This is a genomic window from Candidatus Izemoplasma sp. (assembly GCF_982632705.1).
In genome coordinates, this window is record NZ_CEXEES010000001.1 from 1 (window position 1) to 20659 (window position 20659).

Annotated in this window: 23 protein-coding genes; 7 read left to right on the top strand and 16 right to left on the bottom strand. The window is 32.0% G+C overall.

The features are described 5' to 3' along the window. Nucleotides 1-116: 116 nt before the first annotated feature. The 13 genes from AC2LE6_RS00005 to AC2LE6_RS00065 all read right to left on the bottom strand — a co-directional run bounded on the left by AC2LE6_RS00005 (nt 117) and on the right by AC2LE6_RS00065 (nt 11149). The gene (locus AC2LE6_RS00005) at nt 117-812 is read right to left on the bottom strand and encodes an endonuclease/exonuclease/phosphatase family protein (protein ID WP_484477171.1); all 696 of its coding nucleotides are present in this window, start codon (nt 810-812) and stop codon (nt 117-119) included. 53 nt (nt 813-865) lie between these two features. Further along, nucleotides 866-1375, bottom strand: a complete 510-nt coding sequence (locus AC2LE6_RS00010; RefSeq protein WP_484477172.1) for an NUDIX hydrolase — start codon at nt 1373-1375, stop codon at nt 866-868. Between the two features lie 83 nt (nt 1376-1458). Then, the gene (rny, locus tag AC2LE6_RS00015; RefSeq protein ID WP_484477173.1) at nt 1459-3012 is read right to left on the bottom strand and encodes a ribonuclease Y; all 1554 of its coding nucleotides are present in this window, start codon (nt 3010-3012) and stop codon (nt 1459-1461) included. 178 nt (nt 3013-3190) lie between these two features. Further along, nucleotides 3191-4183: a recombinase RecA gene (gene recA, locus AC2LE6_RS00020; protein ID WP_484477174.1), complete on the bottom strand. Its 993-nt coding sequence runs from the start codon at nt 4181-4183 to the stop codon at nt 3191-3193. Nucleotides 4184-4235: 52 nt separating this feature from the next. After that, nucleotides 4236-4790, bottom strand: a complete 555-nt coding sequence (pgsA, locus tag AC2LE6_RS00025) for a CDP-diacylglycerol--glycerol-3-phosphate 3-phosphatidyltransferase (protein WP_484477175.1) — start codon at nt 4788-4790, stop codon at nt 4236-4238. A gap of 64 nt (nt 4791-4854) precedes the next feature. Continuing rightward, nucleotides 4855-6045, bottom strand: a complete 1191-nt coding sequence (locus AC2LE6_RS00030; protein WP_484477176.1) for an MFS transporter — start codon at nt 6043-6045, stop codon at nt 4855-4857. Nucleotides 6046-6132: 87 nt separating this feature from the next. Beyond that, on the bottom strand, nt 6133-6855 hold the full coding sequence (locus AC2LE6_RS00035) for an amino acid ABC transporter ATP-binding protein (protein ID WP_484477177.1): 723 nt from the start codon (nt 6853-6855) through the stop codon (nt 6133-6135). Continuing rightward, complete coding sequence (locus tag AC2LE6_RS00040) at nt 6846-7604, bottom strand: amino acid ABC transporter permease (protein ID WP_484477178.1); 759 nt, start codon at nt 7602-7604, stop codon at nt 6846-6848. The genes AC2LE6_RS00035 and AC2LE6_RS00040 overlap by 10 nt, the downstream gene beginning before the upstream one ends. Further along, nucleotides 7597-8433 (bottom strand): transporter substrate-binding domain-containing protein, encoded by an 837-nt coding sequence (locus AC2LE6_RS00045; RefSeq protein ID WP_484477179.1) that lies wholly within the window; start codon nt 8431-8433, stop codon nt 7597-7599. The genes AC2LE6_RS00040 and AC2LE6_RS00045 overlap by 8 nt, the downstream gene beginning before the upstream one ends. A gap of 77 nt (nt 8434-8510) precedes the next feature. Then, the gene (locus AC2LE6_RS00050) at nt 8511-8930 is read right to left on the bottom strand and encodes a MarR family winged helix-turn-helix transcriptional regulator (protein ID WP_484477180.1); all 420 of its coding nucleotides are present in this window, start codon (nt 8928-8930) and stop codon (nt 8511-8513) included. A gap of 74 nt (nt 8931-9004) precedes the next feature. Next, nucleotides 9005-9442, bottom strand: coding sequence for a GtrA family protein (locus tag AC2LE6_RS00055; protein ID WP_484477181.1), 438 nt, complete (start codon nt 9440-9442; stop codon nt 9005-9007). 69 nt (nt 9443-9511) lie between these two features. Further along, nucleotides 9512-10231: a YebC/PmpR family DNA-binding transcriptional regulator gene (locus AC2LE6_RS00060; protein WP_484477182.1), complete on the bottom strand. Its 720-nt coding sequence runs from the start codon at nt 10229-10231 to the stop codon at nt 9512-9514. A 51-nt stretch (nt 10232-10282) separates the two neighbouring features. Beyond that, nucleotides 10283-11149, bottom strand: coding sequence for a S1-like domain-containing RNA-binding protein (locus AC2LE6_RS00065; RefSeq protein WP_484477183.1), 867 nt, complete (start codon nt 11147-11149; stop codon nt 10283-10285). Between the two features lie 105 nt (nt 11150-11254). On the opposite strand from AC2LE6_RS00065, the gene AC2LE6_RS00070 reads away from it, so the two are divergent. The 7 genes from AC2LE6_RS00070 (at nt 11255) to AC2LE6_RS00100 (ending at nt 17034) form a co-directional block, all read left to right on the top strand. Continuing rightward, nucleotides 11255-11779: a putative ABC transporter permease gene (locus AC2LE6_RS00070; protein WP_484477184.1), complete on the top strand. Its 525-nt coding sequence runs from the start codon at nt 11255-11257 to the stop codon at nt 11777-11779. Between the two features lie 11 nt (nt 11780-11790). Beyond that, on the top strand, nt 11791-12939 hold the full coding sequence (locus AC2LE6_RS00075) for a glycoside hydrolase family 2 TIM barrel-domain containing protein (RefSeq protein ID WP_484477185.1): 1149 nt from the start codon (nt 11791-11793) through the stop codon (nt 12937-12939). 174 nt (nt 12940-13113) lie between these two features. Further along, nucleotides 13114-15183, top strand: a complete 2070-nt coding sequence (locus tag AC2LE6_RS00080) for a sodium-translocating pyrophosphatase (protein ID WP_484477186.1) — start codon at nt 13114-13116, stop codon at nt 15181-15183. Nucleotides 15184-15283: 100 nt separating this feature from the next. Beyond that, the gene (locus AC2LE6_RS00085; protein WP_484477187.1) at nt 15284-15808 is read left to right on the top strand and encodes a hypothetical protein; all 525 of its coding nucleotides are present in this window, start codon (nt 15284-15286) and stop codon (nt 15806-15808) included. Between the two features lie 63 nt (nt 15809-15871). Beyond that, nucleotides 15872-16306, top strand: coding sequence for a YaiI/YqxD family protein (locus tag AC2LE6_RS00090; RefSeq protein WP_484477188.1), 435 nt, complete (start codon nt 15872-15874; stop codon nt 16304-16306). Nucleotides 16307-16365: 59 nt separating this feature from the next. Continuing rightward, on the top strand, nt 16366-16626 hold the full coding sequence (gene rpsT / locus AC2LE6_RS00095) for a 30S ribosomal protein S20 (protein ID WP_484477189.1): 261 nt from the start codon (nt 16366-16368) through the stop codon (nt 16624-16626). 87 nt (nt 16627-16713) lie between these two features. Then, nucleotides 16714-17034 carry a DUF2500 domain-containing protein gene (locus AC2LE6_RS00100; RefSeq protein ID WP_484477190.1) on the top strand — a complete coding sequence of 107 codons (321 nt, stop codon included), beginning with the start codon at nt 16714-16716 and terminating at the stop codon, nt 17032-17034. Nucleotides 17035-17059: 25 nt separating this feature from the next. Here AC2LE6_RS00100 and holA read toward each other — a convergent pair whose 3' ends face one another. Genes holA through AC2LE6_RS00115 form a run of 3 tightly spaced genes read right to left on the bottom strand, consistent with a single transcriptional unit; the run spans nt 17060 to nt 20653 of the window. Beyond that, a complete protein-coding gene (holA, locus tag AC2LE6_RS00105) occupies nt 17060-18025 on the bottom strand; it encodes a DNA polymerase III subunit delta (RefSeq protein ID WP_484477191.1) in 966 nt (321 codons plus the stop codon). A 35-nt stretch (nt 18026-18060) separates the two neighbouring features. Then, the gene (locus AC2LE6_RS00110) at nt 18061-20157 is read right to left on the bottom strand and encodes a DNA internalization-related competence protein ComEC/Rec2 (RefSeq protein WP_484477192.1); all 2097 of its coding nucleotides are present in this window, start codon (nt 20155-20157) and stop codon (nt 18061-18063) included. Beyond that, on the bottom strand, nt 20099-20653 hold the full coding sequence (locus AC2LE6_RS00115) for a helix-hairpin-helix domain-containing protein (RefSeq protein WP_484477193.1): 555 nt from the start codon (nt 20651-20653) through the stop codon (nt 20099-20101). Before AC2LE6_RS00115 ends, AC2LE6_RS00110 begins: the two co-directional genes overlap by 59 nt. Nucleotides 20654-20659: the final 6 nt, after the last annotated feature.

Consider the following 20659-nt stretch of genomic DNA (forward strand, 5'->3'; position numbering starts at 1 on the left):
AAAAGAAAAAGCCCAAAAGGGCTTTGTTATAGTGTGTATATCATATTTGTCAATTATTTGTGATACGGCTCGTCGTTGTTTATGCTAAAGGAACTACTTAATTGTTCTAGTGTGATTTATAGTTCTATATCTATATTAACTAGTACACCGTAGTGATCACTGGGAGTAACCCCATTCTTTTCTTCTGTACCAATTAACTCTGCATTTCTTATCTTATACTCTATATCTGTATTAAGCATAATCCAATCAAATCTAGAAGGTGTTTCATCAGTGTCTAAGTTTCTCCATCTAGGGTTATTGTTTATATCTAGTGTTGGTAATGGAATTTCATTTAATGAATGACAATATGTTTGATGTAGATCAGTAAAATCTGACATTGTTAATTCAAAATGAATTTGTTCTTCAGGGACATCGTTAAAATCACCTAGTACAAATTCATTATCAAGAATATGGTTATCTAACATAGTAAAATACTGGTTCAATCCTTTGTTTCTAGTTTCCTTATTCTTCCAATCAAAATGTACAGTAGTGAATGATGTGTTGTTGTAAGAAACTCTTAGAATATAATTGTTATCTTCACTATGAGTGTTTTCTAGTTTTATATCATATCTACTAAGAAATGCTAACCCATTATAATAGAATCCAAATTGGAATTTGGATTCATTTTTTATATGGTTAAATGTTAACTCATCTTTCACTTCTTGAAGAGCTATAATATCAATCTCATGTTTTTTTAACTCGTATATTAATAATTCTAATCTTGTATTGAAATTAGTATCTGCGCTCCATATATTATACGTACATATTTTCATAATATTCTCCATTTTCTACAACTAGAAATACGTTGATTTATTGATAGTACTTCCTAAATAATATGAGAGAAATAATCCTTTGTAGAATCATGATCCTCATATCTCCAACATTGCTTATCTTTGATCATTTGCTTTATCTCTTCTAAAGAAAAGTAATCACATCTCTTAACTTCTGAGAGTTGAAGAGTTAATGAATCAATATCAACATCTTCCTCTACTAGATATAATGCAGTAATATAGTTACCATCTTCTGTCTCTATGAAGAAGTGCGTCTTAAACTGGAACTTTTCAATTGGGATAAGAATCCCCATTTCTTCTTCGACTTCACGCTGTGCAGTGTGTAAAGAATCTTCTCCTGTAGTAACAGCTCCACCTGTTGCGGCCCATTGAAATGGAATTCTATCAGTTGCTTTATTCCTTTTTTGCATTAAATACTTTCCATCACTGTTTTTAATCCATATATGAACAACTAAATGATATTCTCCATCTTTGGTTTTTGAACTTCTTTCGATTTTATGTGGTAACAGGTTAAACTCTCTGTCATATAAATCAAATATTTCCATTGTTATCAGTCCTGTCTTGTTGTTTTCTTCAATGTTGATTATAACATCTTTAACGCAAAAGAAAAAGCCTACAATGTAGGCTTTTATTTTGCGATATCTTGTGCTCTTGTTTCTCTAATAACAGTAACTTTGATAGTTCCTGGGTAAGATAATTGTTCTTCAATTTGCTCTTTGATGTCACGTGCAATTTTATATGCCATTACATCATCAACTTTTGAAGGTTCAACGATAACTCTTACTTCACGTCCGGCTTGAATAGCATATGCTTGTTCAACACCTTCTATTTTTTTAGAGATACTTTCTAGTTGTTCTAAACGTTTAACATAGTTATCAAGACTTTCAGATCTTGCACCTGGACGTGCTGCGCTTAATGCGTCAGCTGCAGCAACTAATACACCGATAACTGTTTCAGCTTCTACTTCACCATGATGAGAACGAATTCCATCTACTACTGCTAAAGGTTCTTTGTAACGATTTGCTAAGTTTATACCAATTTCAACATGTGATCCTTCTACTTCATGATCAACGGCTTTACCGATATCATGTAGTAATCCAGCACGTTTCGCTAGTACTTCATCTTCACCTATTTCAGCAGCTAATTTACCAGCTAGGAAAGCACACTCAATTGAATGTCTTAAAACGTTTTGACCATATGATGTTCTAAAGTGTAAACGTCCTAGTAATTTAAGCATATCTGGATGAACTCTACCGATTCCAACTTCGAATACAGCTTCTTCACCTTTATCTCGGATAAAGCGATCTACTTCGCTTCTTGTTTTTTCAACTACTTCTTCAATTCTACCTGGATGGATTCTTCCATCACTTACAAGTGATTCAATTGTTCTTTTCGCGATTTCTCTACGAATCGGATCAAACCCACTTAGGACTACTGCTTCTGGTGTATCATCAATAATTAAATCTACTCCAGTTAATGCTTCTATTGTTCTAATGTTTCTTCCTTCACGTCCAATGATTCGACCTTTCATCTCATCATTTGGTAGTGAAACTACTGAAACGGTACGTTCACTTGTAACTTCGTGTGCGTATTTTTGTAATGCGTTAGATAATAAGTATTTTGCGTTCTTATCAACTAGTAATTTTGCTTTTTCTTCTTCATCTTTGATATAAGCAGCTATTTCCTGAGCCATCTCGTCTTCTACTCTTTTGAAAATCAGGACTCTTGCTTGCTCAATTGAATATCTAGATATTTCAATCAATTTGTCATTTTGTTCGTCGATCATCTTGTCTAGTCTGTTATTTTTGTCTTCCAATGATTGTTTTTTACGTTCGATCATAACTTCTTTGTTGTCTAAATTGCTCTCTCTTTTGTCTAAGTTTGAGCTACGGTTATCCAAAGATTGTTCGCGTTGCATTAATTTATTTTCTACAACAGCAACTTCACTTTTTCTTTCCTTAATTTGCTTGTCGACTTCAATTTTTAAGTTATGTATTTCTTTTTTGGTTTCTATTATCGTTTGTTTTTTATTTTTGTCAGCTAATTTCTCAGCGTCTTCAATCAAAAGACTTGCTTTTTCACGTGCTTTGTTAATTCCACGATCTCCAATGAACATTCCCAGGAATATACCTGAAAAGATTCCTAATACCAGACCGACAATGACCAATAGTGTTTCAAACATTATTAATCACTCCGTTCTTTTTTATAAATTCAATTGTTTATTTAAACATAATATTTAACTATGAGTAGAGACTATTTAATTTGGTTTATTTAAACCGTATTCATTATATCAATGATAGCCCAGTAAAGTCAATGAATATATAATTTTATATTCAAAACAAATAAAAAAAAGGTATTTATTAAATACCTAATTTTTCTCTGATTTTCGTTTCGATTTCTTTGTACATTTCTTCGTTATCTTCCATATATTGTTTCGTGTTTTCACGACCTTGACCAATCTTGTCTCCATTGTATGCAAACCATGATCCAGATTTTTGAATAAGCTCTTCTTCTACCGCTAAATCTAATAACTCTCCAACTCTTGAAACACCTTTACCATAAATGATATCTAGCTCTACTGTTTTAAATGGTGGGGCTACTTTATTCTTAACGACTTTAAGTCTTGCTTTATTTCCTATAATGTCAGTACCTATCTTTAATTGTTCACCACGTCTAATTTCTAAACGAACACTTGAATAGAATTTAAGTGCACGTCCACCTGGAGTAATTTCTGGGTTTCCAAACATAACTCCAACTTTTTCACGGATTTGATTGATAAAGATAGTTATTGTTTGTGATTTAGAAATAACACCACTAAGTTTTCTCATTGCTTGAGACATTAGTCTAGCTTGTAATCCTACATGGCTAGCACCCATATCTCCTCTTATTTCAGCTTCTGGTACTAAAGCAGCAACTGAATCAATTACAACCATATCGATTGCTCCTGATCTAATTAATGCTTCTGTGATTTCTAATGCTTGTTCCCCCGTATCTGGTTGAGACAAGATTAAGTTATCTACATCAACACCAAGTGCTTTTGCGTACTGTGGATCTAATGCATGTTCTGCATCGATAAATGCTGCATATCCACCAGCTTTTTGTACTTCAGCTATTGCATGTAATGTAAATGTTGTTTTCCCTGAAGATTCAGGACCGTATACTTCGATGATTCTTCCTTTTGGATAACCACCTATACCGAGTGCTTTATCTAATTTAATACTACCACTTGATATTGCTTCGACATTCCCTATTGAAGATTCATCTCCTAGAATCATTACCGAACCTTTACCATGTTGTTTCTCAATTTCTTTGATTGCACTATCGAGTGCTTTCTTGCGATCTTTAACTGCCATAAACGTTCCTCCTACTCTATATGTATATTACGGATGTTTCTTATTTTTTTCTTTAAATTGATTCTGTTAATATCTTTTTGTTTTTAATGAAATAATCTAAACCACTTACTACTGTTAAGAATGTTCCAATGTATAAAATAATCATACCTGGTAATTCTAGTACTTCTGTGTATGGAATCATTAGTAATAAAACAAGTGCAATCATTGTAGATGCTGTTTTATATTTCCCTAAATTACTTGCTGCAATTACTTTACCTTCACCAACTGCGATTAGTCTAATTCCTGTAACGATAAACTCTCTACTTAAGATAACTACTGTAATCCAAATATCGATGACACCTGAATCATTCAGTACAAGTAATGCTGCCATTACGATTAGCTTATCAGCAAGTGGATCGATAAACTTTCCAAATACTGTTACTAAGTTATATTTACGTGCGATATATCCATCCAAGAAATCTGTAAGTGAAGCAACAATAAAGACTGGTGCTAAGAAATAAGTAATCAATTCTGAAAACTCATATCCACCTTTTCCTAGATAATATAATCCAACTAGTACAGGTACTAATAAGACTCTGAACATGCTTAATTTATTTGGTACATTCATCCAATCACCTCAAGTAAAATTATATCATAAATAGTACGTCTTAACAACGGCTTTGTTCTCTTATTTATTTGTTTTTTGGTCCATCTAGTTTTTTATAGACACTGAGTACTAAAACTGCTGCAATAATGAACATCAAAACACTAAAATAAAATACATAAACATCTTTGATTCCATATATGAATCCACCTAGTAATGGACCAATAACAAACCCAATTGCGAAGAAGAATTGTCTAATACCCATAAGCGTTCCATATTCTCCATCTTTTGCAAAAGATGAAATAAATGCTGTTTCCAGTGGTGCATATACAGCTTTCATAACAACGTATAACATAAATAAACTATATAGAGCTACCATTATATTGCTGAACTGGAAAACTGCAAAAATAACAATCGCACTGATAACGTTTATAAAGATCATCAAATAAACATCTCTATTTAATTTAACCAATTGTTGAACCAATAACACTGTTGCTAATATACTAACGATTCCTGTCACAAAAACAAAATCCCCTATACCTTTACTGCCTTGTCCAATATCTTGAATATATACTTCTAAATACTTACTTATATTTATTGCTCCAATAGAAACAAACGTTAAACTTGTTAGAAACACTAATAAGTTTTTATCTAATTTTCGAATTCCTTTGATACTTTCTATAAACGTTGGCTTTTCAACAGAATTAATGTCTGTATTGCGTTCTAAGACAAATACAATAAGTAATCCAAAGAATATATTAATAACCGCTTGCATCATAAATATAGTCTCTCCAGCTATAATATCATTGGATGTATTAAGGAAACTTGGTAACATTCCACCAATTTTGTATGAGACACTTGCTCCAAGAGCCATCATTGCTAAACCATATGCTACATTTCGTTTTGTATAATCTGGTGCTGATTTTTGAATCAAATAACTCATTAATAAAGTTACAGGTGCACTTACTCCAAACCCACTTACAAAACGTGCAATAGACATCACATAAATATTATGAACATTTCCAAATACATATTGTCCTACTGAATATATCAACAAACCGATAAACATCAGTTTTCTTTTATCTTTTCTATCTCCAAGAGGTCCCCAGAATGGTCCCCCAACAACTAACCCTAAACTCATCAAGGCAAAAAACGTACCAAACAAGAAATCTGGTAATTCTAGTTCTCTTAAAAATCCAGGAGTAACTGGATGTCCAAGGTTGTGTATTAATGCCATTAAGAAGAATAAAGATATTGTTATTATGACTGTTTTTTTCATTATGTAAGCTCCTTTAAAAATCATCAAGTTATTATAACATAACCACAAAATTAAACAATAAAAAAACTCTAGTAAATACTAGAGTTTTTACCATACAAATACATTTGATAGATATTGTTGTAGTTCTTTTGTTTGTGGTTGTTCTAATATTGAAACATCACCCATTTCAACTATTTTACCATCTTCCATAAAGATGATAAAGTCAGCTGCTTTTTTTGCGAATAGTATTTCATGAGTAACAATCACAAAATTCGTTTTATCTTCTCTTAATTGAAGAATTGTCTTTAGTACTTCTTGTGTTAAGACAGGATCAAGAGCTGATGTCGGTTCATCTAGAAACATGATTTCTGGAGATATCGCAAGTGATCTTACAATACTAACTCTTTGGCTTTGTCCTCCACTAAGTTGAGAGGCAAGTTTATCAGTGTGATCTTCTAACTCAAACTTTGTTAGTAAAGTCATCGCTATATCATGGGCTTCTGTTTTTTCAATATTGTGTACCTTTTCTAACACGAGTGTTATGTTTCTAAGAACTGATAAATGTGGAAATAATGTATGTTGTTGAAACACAAATCCAATCTGCTTATAGTACTCTGCAGTATCTGTTGTAGCCAGGTCGTGATTGTTTACACAAATGTCTCCGCTATCTGGTTCTTCAATTTTACTTAGAAGTCTAAGCAACGTTGATTTCCCAGCTCCACTAGGGCCTATAATAGCAATCCCTGTTTTGTCTGTTATGTGAGTGTTTATGTTCTTTAATATTTCAACATCGTCATATGTTTTCATTACATTTTTTAGTATTAATTCCATGATGCCACCTGCTTTTCAAAAAACTTAGTCACTCTAATCAGTGGAATCGTTATCAATAGATACATGATAAACATCAATAAATATCCCTCAACTGCTAAGAAGTTCTCATATTGAATATACGTTATCTGATTATACAGTTCAGGAACTCCTATGAAGTTCAATAAACTGCTTCCTTTTATGATTATCGTTAAATTCCCAATTAGTGGTGGAATAATTACACGTAATAGTTGAGGCAAAATTATATATCTGTATTTTTGAAATGTTGTAAAACCAAATACAGTCATTGCTTGGAATTGTAGATCATCAATTGTCTTTATTGCACCTTCAAAAAGATTTTTCATATAAGGTCCCATGTAAAGAATTAATGCGACAACTCCTCCATATAATCTTGATTCAAATGGTAAGTATTTCCATACCATATAGTAAATAACAACTATGAATACAATCAAAGGAGATCCAAATACTGTTTCGTTGAAAATAATTGCGATATATCTCGCTGTATAGTTTTTACTTTTAGACATAATATATAACAGAAATCCTAAAGTAAGACTACCTATCAATGTTAATATACTAATCCATATTGTTAATAAGAATCCTGAAAAAATAAATTTAGGGAAAGGACCTTTAAACATTGCACCCATGTTGAAATAGCTTCGACCTGGATACATCATGGCAATCGCAAAAATCAACAGCCCATAAAAAGATAGGGCTGCGATTAGTGATAATGTTTTGTATAATGTTCTATTCATCTTCACCTAAGAAGAACTCTAATGTCTGGCCTGGTAGGTCTTCTGCAATCACACTGTCATAAACAGTTCCTAATTGCTCATACACTCCACCTGGTTCATCCATCATAGCAATAAATGTATTTATGCTTTCTAAGAATGATTCTACATCACCTTGTCTTGTTCCCATTCCAATAGGTGAATACGTTATAGCATCCCATAATATTTCTGTTGTATCAGGATTTGCTGCATGATAACCTGCAGCACTTGATGCACTTATGATAAAGGCATCACTGTTACCTGTAACTACTTCTAAAATAGCGGCAGTTGCATCATTCACTTCTAATATTACTGGGTTTAATGCTTCAGCCTCTGGTATAGATAAGCTTACAAAACTTCTTGGTCCAACATATCGAACTCCAGAGATATCAAATAGTTCTTCTTTTGATTGAACATTATTTGCATCTTGAAAGTCTTTGTTTAACACAGTGATTAATGGAAAATAGAAATACGGATCACTGAAATTAATTGATTGTGCTCTTTCTTCAGTAATACTCATACTAGCTATAATAACATCTATTTCCTGTGTGTTTAATGCAGCGATTAAACTACCAAACTCTAAATCTACAATTTCAACTTCAACACCAAGATATTCTCCTAATGCTTCTGCTACTCCGACACTGATTCCTGAAGGATCTCCATTTGAATCTTTTGTTTCAAATGGTGCCCATCTTAAATCCATACCAATTGTTAAAACTCCATCTTCTAATGGATCGAATCCTTCTTCTGTTCCACAAGCACTTAATCCAATTGATAGTATAATAATACTTAATAATAAAAATAGTTTTTTCATTATATCACTCCTTGATATTTATATTATAATTTAGTTTGTAAAAATTCCAAAGTAATAGACTAATTTATATAATTCAATCATTCTTTAAAATTCTTAATGACCTTTGTTAATAATTCTTTTAGCTTCTTTTGTTCTGGTTCTTCAATACCCAGATACTGTTTGGTGTACATGTCTTTTGATATCCGTATCATTTCTATAATAATCGCTTCGCCTTTTGATGTTAGGGATACTAATTTATTCCTTTTATCTGTACTTGATGTATTTATCTCTACTAAATCTTCTTCTACTAGTCTCCGTATCAATGTTGTCATTGTTTGAGGACTCTTTCCTGTTTTTTTACTCAGTTCTCTGTAGTTAAGCGATTTATTGTTATAGAAGTGAATCAATATATTTCCATGTGAAGCTTGTAGGTTATAACCTAAAATCATAAGTTCTGTATGGATGAAATTAGCCATACTTTTATTTGTCTGCGATATCAGTTGCATTAAGTTATCCATAGTCACCTCCTGGTTTGATGCTAATTTAATAATAGTACGATGTCGTACTATTGTCAAGAGAAAAGAAAACCATCTCATTTCAGAGATGGTTGATTGGTTGTATTTATTGCTGTATTGATTTGGTTTTTATATACGAAGTATTTAGTATAAATAAATTCAGAAACCAGATTGGTAATCATTGTTCCAAATAGTACTATGTAACTGTTCCATCCAATCCCTGTTAATCCATCTCCCCACCATGTTGATAAAGGTGTGAAAATCAAATAGAAAATGAATACTTTTGTCATAGCGATTGGTATGTTCGCTGCTGATTTGAATGTGAATTTACGGTTCAAAGTGAAGTTCCATAATACAGAAAGAGTTAAGGCGATTAAATACCCATACTTATACTCTAGTTTAAAGACTTCATTCATAATTGTGAATGATATTGCCTGAATGATTCCTGCGGATATTGAAAAAAGGAAAAACTTTACGGCATGTACTGTATTCTCGTTGTATTTGTCCTTTGTCATATTATATCTCCTTTATGTATGATAAATGTATTATACCATAATACTTTGAAGTACAAAAAAAGAAGACGGTTAGTCTTCTTTTACATTATGAAATACTGTTTGAACATCTTCAACATCATTTACTAAATCCATGAATTTATCAAATGCAGTTTGTTGTTCTTCTGATAATTCGATATAGTCAAGTGGATACCATCCGCTTTCAGCGTCAATTACTTCTACTTGTTCTCCTACATCAGTAAGAGTTTCTTGAATTTTGTTCATGATGTATCCATCTGCTTCGATTTCAACAACACCGTCTTCTTCAGATATATCAGATACATCTAAATCAGCCATTAGTAATGCTTCTAAAACTTCTTCTTCATCAATACCTTTAACTGTAACATATGATAAATGTTTGTAACTGTGTTCTACTGAACCACTTACACCCATTTTACAATCAACTTTTGTGAAGCAATTACGTACTTCAGCAACTGTTCTGTTTACGTTATCTGTTAATGTATCGATAATAACTCCTATTCCACCAGGACCAAACCCTTCATAACGGATAGGTTTGAAATCTTCACCGTTACCTTGTTCAGCCTTTTGGATATTTCGTTTTACGATATCTCCAGGAACTTGTTGTTTTTTAGCTTTTTCGATTAAGTGTTTTAATGATAAGTTGCTGTCAGGATTAGATCCACCTGTTTTGGCAACCATATAAATTTCTTTACCTAGACGACCATACAGTTTAGATTTTGCTAAACCTGTTTTCATCATAGATGCTTTTCTTACTTCGAATTTTCTACCCATAATATCACCATTTCTTAATATTTTTCCTTAATTATTATATATTATTGTGACTTAATTTTCAATTGTAATTTCATTTAATTCAATTGAATCATCATGCATTGTGATTGCTTTTTCTTTATATAGTTTCCCAAGTGCTCTTTTAAATGATTTTTTACTCATTTTGAGTGCTTGTAATATAACATCAGGGCTTGATTTATCGGTGATTTCCATAATCCCTTTATGTAGTTTCAAATAGTTAACGATGATTTCAGCATCTCCATCCATCATTAATTCTTTTTGTTGAATCATTGTTCCATTGTACTGGAAGTCTTGTTTTATGTTGATGATTTTAACTTTTGTTTGTTCACCTAAACGATATTGTTTTCTAATATGTTTATGATACACAAAGATTAAATGACCTTCTTTTGTTGATAAAACGATTCCTTCGTCAGCAAAGAAAAGTACAATTCCATCTACTTCTTGGTTTTCGATTAATTCTACTGTTGGTTTAATGTAACGGTGTAAATCATATCTGTTTATGATTTTAGCTGTTAGTTGGTTTTTTGATGCTTTAACCTTAGCAAAGATTAAATCACCTTCGATTGGCCATTCAGCTTTTTTTACTGGTAGATCATCTCTACTTAGTAATAAATCTTTTTGAATTCCCATATGAAGAAAGACTCCAAGTCTACTGTTTGTATCTATTACTTCACAGAATGCAGGAGTTTCTGAATCTATTAATGGTTTTTTCATTGTCGCAGTAATTCTTCTTTGATTATCATAATATAAAAATACGTCGATTTTATCTTGATCGTTTAATAATCCATTTGCTTGTCTTTTATGTAAGAATACATCTTCAAATCCGTCTGTTAATACATACGCTATATCCGTTTCTCTTACAACTTCAAGTACGTTCATTTGTCCTAGTTTAAGTGCCATAGGTATCACCTCTATCTCATTATAGCAAACTAACCTTAAATATTATAGTAATAAGGGTGTATAAAGTAAACAATTTTAGTATAATAAATTTAAGGAAGTGATCATATGAGAAAATACTTTATATATTTAATGTTTTACTCAGTTGGAGGATTCATCTTAGAACGTTTTATTAATTTGTTTTTTTTAGGTAGTTTTTATGATAATTCTGTGTTAATCGGTCCTTATCAGCCTTTATATGGGGCTGGGATATTGATGGCAATTATTGTCTATGATTTCTTTTTAAAACATATTCCTAATAATATAGTAAAGTATCTTTCATTATTGATTGTGGCGATTATTACAACCGGTATCAGTGAAGCTGTGACTGGATATGGAATGGCTCATTTCTATAATATGCAGTTATGGGACTATAGAGATTATTTTCCGATTAGTTTACAATACGTCGGGATTATTCCAACTTCGTTGTTTGGAGTTCTTAGTTTTTTAGTTATTGTGTTTATCCATCCTTTTGTAAAGAGGTTTTTAAACTTGATGCCAGGTGTTATTAGAAGAAACATGTTTAGGATTTTGCTTTTTGTGTTTATAATAGATATAGTTTATACGATGTTCTTTAGACTAATAAAAATATAGGAGTGGGACGTATGAGAAAAATATTAACTGTTTTACTAATGAGTGTATTTATTATTGGAGTAATCGGCTGTACACCAGAAGATACAGAACCAAAGATTGAATGTGGTGCAAACGAGGAATTAGTAGATGGTGTTTGTGAATATAAAACTGTAAGTTGTGCACCTGGTTGGGTCGCATATCAAGGTACTTGTGTTGAGGAACAATATGTTTACGAAGGAACTTCAGTAGTACTGAACGGAAGTCAGTTAATTGTTGAAGGTGTTCCCTTTTATATGAAGGGTGTTTGTTGGAATCCTGTTGTAAAGGGTGGTACACATCCGACTGGACTTGATTATATAGGTACTGTTGAAGCAGATGCTTTGTTAATGAAAGAGGCAGGAATCAATGTTGTTAGAACCTATGATGCAATTACAGATACTGATGTATTAGATGTATTATACGAAAATGGGATTTATGTTATTAATACCATTTACAACTATGGTGGTTCATCTGCTACTACTGCTGCAGCTAATGTAAATGCTGTAAAAGATCATCCAGCTATATTAATGTGGGCGATAGGTAATGAATGGAATTACAATGGTTTATATTATGATATGACATTTGAAGAAGCAAAAGATAAAATCAATGAGGTTGCTGAATTGATACAGAGTATAGATATTTATCATCCTGTTTCAACAGTATATGGACATATTCCATCTGGTGAAACAATCAATGATATGCCTGATATTGATATTTGGGGATTAAATATGTATAGTGGTTTAACATTTGGAAATGTGTTTGATACATGGAAAGTACGATCATATAAACCAATGTTTATGGCAGAGTATGGTGCGGATGCTTGGAATGCAAATACCGGACGAGTAGATTTAGAAGCACAAGCTGAGGCTACAAGAATTTTAACGGAGTTGATTATGGCAAATAGTTCTGCTGCTGATGCGAACAATGTTAGTATTGGTGGTACTATATTTGAATTTAATGATGAATGGTGGAAAGATGGAAATGGTTCATTAGACACTCATGATTCAGGGGGAAGTGCTCCAGGTTCTGGACCACATCCTGATAATACATTTAATGAAGAGTACTGGGGAATAGTGGATATTGATAGAAATCCAAGACCTGCATATTTTGCTCTTCAGGAATTATTCACAGAAGATGAATAATGTTAAAACAAGTCTTTTTTTCCTTTAAAAAGACAGAATATCAAGTATAAAATTAGTTTAATTGTCAAACTACAAAAGGCCAATCTAGGCCTTTTTTGTTTGATTTGCTCATATTTATTTACTATGAAAGCGTTTTACTGTATAATTATAGAATAATAGAGTAGGAGGAATTTTATGGATTACATTTTGTACATCGCATTAGGACTTAGTTTAACAGCTATTCTGTATGCATTTTATTTATACCGTCAGGTTTTGAAAGCACCTGTTGGTAGTGAGAAGGTTGCTGAAATAAGTGGCTATATTAAAGAAGGTGCTTCAGCATTTTTAAAACAAGAATATAAAGTAATTGTTATATTTGCTGTTGTTGCTTTTCCATTAATCTGGTGGAGTTTAGGATTATGGACTGCATTAGCGTTCTTATTAGGAGCTACATTTAGTGCAACTGCAGGACTTATTGGAATGAAGAGTGCTACAGATTCAAACTCAAGAACAGCTACTGCTGCTGAAGAACATGGTATGCAGAAAGCTTTAACTATTGCTTTTAAAGGTGGTAGTGTAATGGGAATGAGTGTTGTTGGTTTTGGATTACTTGGGCTAATCCTTGTCTTCTTAGTTACAACTGGATTACTTGATATTGAAGCTTATGAAGCTGTTGAAATAGCAGCTGGATATAGTTTAGGTGCTTCAAGTATTGCATTGTTTGGTCGTGTTGGTGGAGGTATTTTCACTAAAGCAGCTGATGTTGGTGCTGATTTGGTTGGTAAAGTTGAAGCGGGAATTCCTGAAGATGACCCTAGAAACCCTGCTGTAATCGCAGATAATGTTGGAGACAATGTTGGTGATGTAGCTGGTATGGGTAGTGACTTATTGGAAAGTTATGTTAGTAGTATCATTGGTGCTGCTGCAATTGGTGCATTATGGTACGGATTTGAAGGTGCTGTTTATGTAATTATTGTTGCTGCTTCTGGTATATTGGCTAGTATAATCGGAACATTTTTCGTTCGTGGGAAAGAAGGATCAAACCCTCATACAGCATTAAAACTTGGAACTTATATTAGTGGTATTATATTTATTACTATTGCATTAGCTTTAACATTTTATTTTAAAGATCAAGGGATCTTTGTTGTAGCTGATGATAAACTACCATTTGCGTTTGGACCATTCTATAGTATTATTATTGGACTTGGTGTTGGGCTATTAATTGCATTCATTAGTGAGTATTATACTTCTGCTGAATACAAATATGTAAAAGAAATTGCAAAGCAATCAGAAACAGGACATGCAACTAATATTATTAGTGGGATTGCAACAGGAATGCAAAGTACTGCGTTCCCAGTTATTTTAATCGCAATTGGTACAGTGTTGGCATTTAACTTTGGTGGATTATTCGGTATCGGATTAGCTGCTGTTGGAATGTTAGGTACTGCTGGTATGACTGTTGGTGTTGATGCTTATGGACCTATCGCAGATAATGCTGGTGGGATTGCACAAATGGCTGAGATGGATCCTAAAGTAAGAAAAATTACTGATGAGTTAGACAGTGTTGGAAATACAACTGCTGCTATCGCAAAAGGATTCGCTATTGGTAGTGCTGCTTTAACAGCACTTGCATTATTTAGTGCATTTATAATAGCGTTTAACAATTCAGCTGCCGAACGTGGTCTTGATGAGTTAAACGGAATTGATATTACAAAAGCTCCAGTTATTGCTGGATTAATGATCGGTGGAATGCTTGCATTCTTATTCAGTTCATTAACAATCAAAGCCGTTGGACGTGCTGCTAATAAGATGATTGAAGAAGTTCGTAGACAATTTAGAGAAATGCCTGGTATATTAGAGGGAACACAAATTCCTGAATATGCTAAATGTGTTAGTATCTCTACTACTGCTGCTTTAAAAGAAATGATTCTACCTGCTGCACTAGCTATTGCTTCACCATTAGTAATCGGATTTGTATTCGGTGCTGAAGCTTTAGGTGGAATGCTTGCTGGAACATTAATCACAGGTCTTATGTTGGCAATCTTCATGGCTAACTCAGGTGGAGCTTGGGATAATGCTAAGAAACATATTGAGTTAGGTAATCATGGTGGTAAAGGTAGCGAAGCACATAAAGCTTCTGTTACTGGAGATACTGTTGGAGATCCATTTAAGGATACAGCAGGACCAGCTATTGATATCTTAATCAAACTTATGACAACAATGAGTTTAGTATTTGCCTCATTATTTGGAATAGGAATATTATAGCAAATTAAAAGCATCCAATTGGATGCTTTTTTTATAACAAATAATTCATTGTCAACATTGAAATATATGATATAATTTAATTTGAAAAGGAAGTGTGATTATGAAGTTAATAAAAATATTTTTACTTACAGTATTAATAGTATCGTTGTCTGGATGTACTTCTAATAAAGGGATTGAAGTTCTAGACAAAATGGGAGATTTATCAATCGATTATAAGATGGATTTATCATTTCCAAATTATCCAGATGAAACAATCAATTGTGAGTTCGAGGAGGACTACTATGAATGCAGTGTTGGTGGAGAGCATTCAATTGATAGTAATTCTGAGAATAAAGATGATTTAAGGAATTCAATGATTCATTTGTTTCTATCATCAAGTGACTTCGAAGAGGTTGATGGAATTTATATCATAACAGAACAGGGAAAAACTGATTTTGTGCAGAGATTACCATATTTCGAATCTTTAATGGACACTGGTGTATATACAACTGAAGAGGCTATTACAGAAGCATTGGATGGACTTGGGGCTGTGAAAATCACAATGAGTAAGGACGTTATTGATACAATTGAGATTTTTGACCTAGACGGTAATACTTTGATGATATTTACTTTCGATCTATCATAAATAAATTTATCTATAAAAGAGGCAAATCGTCTCTTTTTTTGTTATAATGAATTTGGTGATTATATGAGAATAATGGTTGATGCAGATGCATGTCCTGTAAAAAACGAAATACTTGAAGTGGCAAAACAAAATAATATGGAAGTTCATATGTTTTTTGATAATGCACATGTGTACGAAGACGGCTATAGTACTGTCTATATTTTAGACAAAGGTGCAGACTCTGTGGACTATGCATTAATCAATAAATCAATCGCAGGAGATATTGTTGTCTCTCAAGATTATGGTGTTGCAACAATGGCACTTAGTAAAAAAGCATACCCTATTAATCAAAACGGGATGATTTATGATGATGATAATATTATGTCATTACTGACGAACAGAGCAATGAATCAAAAGATTAGAAGGCATAAAAATATGAAAGGTCCAAAAAAAAGGACTAAACAAAACAACATTGATTTCAAGAATAGTTTAATAAAACTAATTAATAGTAATAAATAGTTGCATTTTCCAATTCTTTTTGATAAAATTATAACGCTTGTAAAACGGAGGTGAAGCACATGGCAAACATTAAAGGTCAAATGAAACGTAATATTACAAATGAAAAAAGAAGAATAGCTAACGCTGCATTCAAATCAGGATTAAAAACTGCATTAAAAAATGTTGAAGTAGCTGTTGAAGAAAACAATAAAGAAGAAGCTGCAAAACAATTAACTGTTGCATTCAAAAAATTAGACAAGGGATTATCAAAAGGATTACACCACAAAAACTTTGTTGCTAGAAACAAATCTAGATTAACTAAATTAGTAAACAGTTTATAAGAGAAGACGACTACAAATGTAGTCTTTTTTTTATCAAAAATCCATTCATATTATGTTATAATTATATTACTGAAAGGGTTGATTAAGATGATAGGTTTTTCATTTATGTTTACAATAGTCTTTTTACTGGTTATTGGGTTTATATTCTTTGTAATGATAAAGACAGTAAAATCAAGTAACGCTCACAAATCTCAACCAAAAATATCGGCACCAGCAAAACTGATAGAGAAAAGAACATATGTTAGTGGTAATTTCACTTATTATTATGGTACATTTGAGTTTAGAACAGGAGACCGATTGGAATTAAAACTCCCTAGAGAAAGAACCGGTCTTATTGTCGAAGGTGATGAAGGTGATTTGACTTTTCAAGGAGATATGTTTATTGATTTCAGTCAGGAAATATACTAAAAAAAAGGATGCATCTGCATCCTTTTTATGTGCTTAAAATAAATAATTCTAAACCAACTCGCTTATCAATTTTTCCTGATTTGATTTGATAATCAATCTCTTCTAGTTTCCTTAGATGTCTCTCTACTGTTGGTAAATTAACACTAGAAGCATTCTTCATCATATAGTACGCTCTACCACTTGATGCGTTATAGTATCTGGCAACATCTGCTTTGTCTTTACCTTGTTTGACTAATAGTTTCACATGAAGTATCTCTCGATACTTATTAACAAGTATCCCTAGTATCCTCAAAGGATCCTCGTTATGCATTACAAGATCATTATAGATTTCTAATGCTTTTTCTTGATTCTTCTCTAATATTTTATTGGTTATTTCGTATACATTATCTTCCACATTTTTTGTGATAACTTTCTCAATAATACTTAGATTGATATTAGTCATCCCTTCACAATAATTTAGAAGTTTTTGTGTTTCATTTACTAGTACTTCAGAGTTGTTTTCTACCCTGTTTAAAAACTCCTTTAACGCATCATTATCTATGTTCAAACTTTGTTTTCCAAGTTGTCTTCTAATCCAGTTTGAAGTGTCTTGTTCCTTTAAAGGGTTACATTGTGATACTTCTGCTTTTTCTTTTAGAAGTTTTGTTATAGCTTTTCTCTCATCAAGTTTGCTATAAGGGGCAGAAATAATCAATATGGTTTCTTCATTTGGAACATCTAAATATCTCTTAAGGGTGTCTACTTTGTGTTTGAGATCTTTTTTTGGTTTTTCCGCAGAAACAAAATAAGCATTTTTGACAATAATAATCTTCATTTCAGACATGAATGGAATTGTTGAAGCATCGTTCATTGCCTCTTCCAAATTTTGCTCTTCCATATCATAATTTGAAACATTGAAGTCATCAACTTCATACTTTTCAATTATTTTGTTGATTTTGCTCTTTATTATAAAAGTATCAGTACCGTAGAATAAATAAACACGTTTTTCCATATCAAACACCTCAAATATATTATAACATACAAATCTTATGGGGGTGTTGTTTTTTTGTCTTTAACCCCAAACAAATAGGAAATGATTATAGTGCCATCCAAGTCAATTCTGGATATAGTAATATTTCTATCTTTGTACCTATTAATCACCTCTACTGATGGATGGTTATGGGTGTTTTTATGAAACGATGTTATGAACACTTCATTAGGGTCTACGGTGTCTATGAATTCAGCGCTACTACTAGTAATACTTCCATGATGTCCAGCTTTCAGATTTGATGAATGTATCCTAAAATTTTCTAGTAATTCCTTTTCTCTTTCTTTTTCAATGTCTCCTGTGAACAGGTATGTATCATCTTCTATGTACAACTTAAAGACAACAGACTTATTGTTTTCCTCAAACGATTCGTTTATTAGTTCATAAAACTCCAAATCCAATGATCCACACTCAATATGATTTGGATGATTATCATAATCAATTATCTGTCCTATATTGAATGATTCAAGAATATCATCTAACTCACCCATATGATCATCATGATAATGTGTAATTATTACGTAGTCTAATCTTCTTATGTTCTTGCTTTTAATGTAATCAATCACAGAATCATATTGATCTGTGACACCCGTATCTATTAGAATATTACAACGATCATGTGAATCTTTTACTAGTATGCTGTCACCATATACGTCAATCACTGAAATCTCCTTGGTAGGCGAAAGAATATTTGAGTAATAGGTAAACAGAATCAAAAGACTCAACATTTGAATGTAATAAGAACACTTTTTTGTCTTTACATTAATTAGAATCAGGAACAGAAAGACGTAATAAAGAATAACATTCAAATTATTTGTAAACGTAAATTTGAATGTCAAAAATTCGAGTTGAGATTGTGTATGTACTATAAACTCAAAAGGTTTAATTATCCTAGCATATATATCATCAAGAAATGGTAAGAAAAATGTTATATATCCAAACGGTAAAATAACGTAACTCATATAAAGTATCATAACAACATTTATAATCAAAGAATATATATTTAATTGGTAGTTTAATGATAAAACGATAGGGATAGTTGTTAGGAAGGCAACTAGTGATACTGTAAATAAAGAGTTTATTACGTTTTTAGATTTAAATAGATACGGTGTTAACAAGATTGAGAAAGTCACAGTAAAAGATAAAACAAACCCCATATTATAGTACATGTATGGTGATATAACGAGATAACCTATGAATATAATAGATAGAACATCTAAGTTGCTTAGTTTAAGTTTATACTTTTTTACTATTTGAATTAGAATGTATAACAAAGATGCTCTAACAACCGAGGGACTAAAGGCAGTTAGGACTATATATATTACAAGAAAAACTGTTATTATAAATCGCCTTTTAGTTTTGATAAACTTTTCTAATGTCAAAACTAGTAACGTAATGTGTAATCCACTTACAGCAAAAAGGTGGCTGATTCCTAAATCGTTTATTGAGTTAATGAAAGATTGATCAAATTCAGATTTGTCAGCCAAAATAAACGTTTTAATGTACGCTTTTGATTTTGGAAAATTACTATCTATATATTTTGAAATAATATGGGGAATCCTCTGAATTGTCAATTTGGAACCTAGTTTTGAATAGTTGTCAACTTGAATTATGTATTTCATATTCTTTGAGTACAAATAGTTCTTATAGTTAAATCCTTTTGGAATTGTATTGCTTCTTGGCAGTGTTAACTCTCCTGTAACAACTAATATATCACCTGGTTTTATTGAGGTAATTTCAGGTAAAGAAACTTTAATGTAAAGTCCGTCAATCTTCCCTCTAAAACTTGTTGTATAGTTATCCTTAATTCCATCAATTACTGTGATCTCGTAATCTTCCTGTATTTCTAAAGATTTGGAATGAAACAATAAGATGCTTGATTGATAAATCCCACAAATAAGTATCACAATCAGTAAAAGTGATTTTCGATACTTATACATGAAAATCAAGAAAAGAATTGAAGGTATGAAGTATAAATAACTATTCGTACTTAGTATGTATAATACTAATCCAAATACTAGGTATATATATTGATATCTAAGTTTTAATAAGATCTTTAATGTTATTAAACGTACTTTCACCAATTCCGGGTACATTTATAATATCCTCGATATCTTCAAAATATCCAACTTCTTTCCTGTAGTCTATTATTTTTTGTGCCGTAGATGGTCCGATTCCGGGTAATTCTTGAAGTTGCTCTAGGTTTGCCTGGTTAATGTCCAATCTAACTTCATTCACTGGTATATCACCAATAACAGAACTAGTTTCATCGTATATAGATGGGATATAGATAACATCCTCATCAAACAATTGTGAACTCAGGTTTACTAAAGTGCCATCCGCCTCATTTGTAAGACCACCTGCTAAATTAACAAGTTGATATAATCTCAAATCTTCATTCACTTTATATACTCCTGGATTATGTACTTCTCCTTTTATATCAACATAAATATATTCAATACCATTATATTCCTGTATTGGTTCATTAATTTCAGCAATTGGTTTTTCTTTTAGTAAGCTTGTAAGTAAACTTACAATGATTACCAAACCGACTATTACAAATCCGCTGTACTTTTTTAATAAATCTTTCATATTATC

Excerpts from the sequence above, each read along its gene's own strand:
- AC2LE6_RS00005 (WP_484477171.1), bottom strand. The coding sequence starts at position 812 with ATGAAAATATGTACGTATAATATATGGAGCGCAGATACTAATTTCAAT.
- AC2LE6_RS00045 (WP_484477179.1), bottom strand. The coding sequence starts at position 8,433 with ATGAAAAAACTATTTTTATTATTAAGTATTATTATACTATCAATTGGA.
- rny (WP_484477173.1), bottom strand. The coding sequence starts at position 3,012 with ATGTTTGAAACACTATTGGTCATTGTCGGTCTGGTATTAGGAATCTTT.
- AC2LE6_RS00080 (WP_484477186.1), top strand. The coding sequence starts at position 13,114 with ATGGATTACATTTTGTACATCGCATTAGGACTTAGTTTAACAGCTATT.
- AC2LE6_RS00090 (WP_484477188.1), top strand. The coding sequence starts at position 15,872 with ATGAGAATAATGGTTGATGCAGATGCATGTCCTGTAAAAAACGAAATA.
- holA (WP_484477191.1), bottom strand. The coding sequence starts at position 18,025 with ATGGAAAAACGTGTTTATTTATTCTACGGTACTGATACTTTTATAATA.
- AC2LE6_RS00065 (WP_484477183.1), bottom strand. The coding sequence starts at position 11,149 with ATGGCACTTAAACTAGGACAAATGAACGTACTTGAAGTTGTAAGAGAA.
- AC2LE6_RS00075 (WP_484477185.1), top strand. The coding sequence starts at position 11,791 with ATGAGAAAAATATTAACTGTTTTACTAATGAGTGTATTTATTATTGGA.
- AC2LE6_RS00010 (WP_484477172.1), bottom strand. The coding sequence starts at position 1,375 with ATGGAAATATTTGATTTATATGACAGAGAGTTTAACCTGTTACCACAT.
- pgsA (WP_484477175.1), bottom strand. The coding sequence starts at position 4,790 with ATGAATGTACCAAATAAATTAAGCATGTTCAGAGTCTTATTAGTACCT.
- AC2LE6_RS00070 (WP_484477184.1), top strand. The coding sequence starts at position 11,255 with ATGAGAAAATACTTTATATATTTAATGTTTTACTCAGTTGGAGGATTC.
- AC2LE6_RS00110 (WP_484477192.1), bottom strand. The coding sequence starts at position 20,157 with ATGTACCCGGAATTGGTGAAAGTACGTTTAATAACATTAAAGATCTTA.
- AC2LE6_RS00030 (WP_484477176.1), bottom strand. The coding sequence starts at position 6,045 with ATGAAAAAAACAGTCATAATAACAATATCTTTATTCTTCTTAATGGCA.
- AC2LE6_RS00055 (WP_484477181.1), bottom strand. The coding sequence starts at position 9,442 with ATGACAAAGGACAAATACAACGAGAATACAGTACATGCCGTAAAGTTT.
- AC2LE6_RS00085 (WP_484477187.1), top strand. The coding sequence starts at position 15,284 with ATGAAGTTAATAAAAATATTTTTACTTACAGTATTAATAGTATCGTTG.
- AC2LE6_RS00035 (WP_484477177.1), bottom strand. The coding sequence starts at position 6,855 with ATGGAATTAATACTAAAAAATGTAATGAAAACATATGACGATGTTGAA.
- AC2LE6_RS00050 (WP_484477180.1), bottom strand. The coding sequence starts at position 8,930 with ATGGATAACTTAATGCAACTGATATCGCAGACAAATAAAAGTATGGCT.
- recA (WP_484477174.1), bottom strand. The coding sequence starts at position 4,183 with ATGGCAGTTAAAGATCGCAAGAAAGCACTCGATAGTGCAATCAAAGAA.
- AC2LE6_RS00100 (WP_484477190.1), top strand. The coding sequence starts at position 16,714 with ATGATAGGTTTTTCATTTATGTTTACAATAGTCTTTTTACTGGTTATT.
- rpsT (WP_484477189.1), top strand. The coding sequence starts at position 16,366 with ATGGCAAACATTAAAGGTCAAATGAAACGTAATATTACAAATGAAAAA.
- AC2LE6_RS00060 (WP_484477182.1), bottom strand. The coding sequence starts at position 10,231 with ATGGGTAGAAAATTCGAAGTAAGAAAAGCATCTATGATGAAAACAGGT.
- AC2LE6_RS00115 (WP_484477193.1), bottom strand. The coding sequence starts at position 20,653 with ATGAAAGATTTATTAAAAAAGTACAGCGGATTTGTAATAGTCGGTTTG.
- AC2LE6_RS00040 (WP_484477178.1), bottom strand. The coding sequence starts at position 7,604 with ATGAATAGAACATTATACAAAACATTATCACTAATCGCAGCCCTATCT.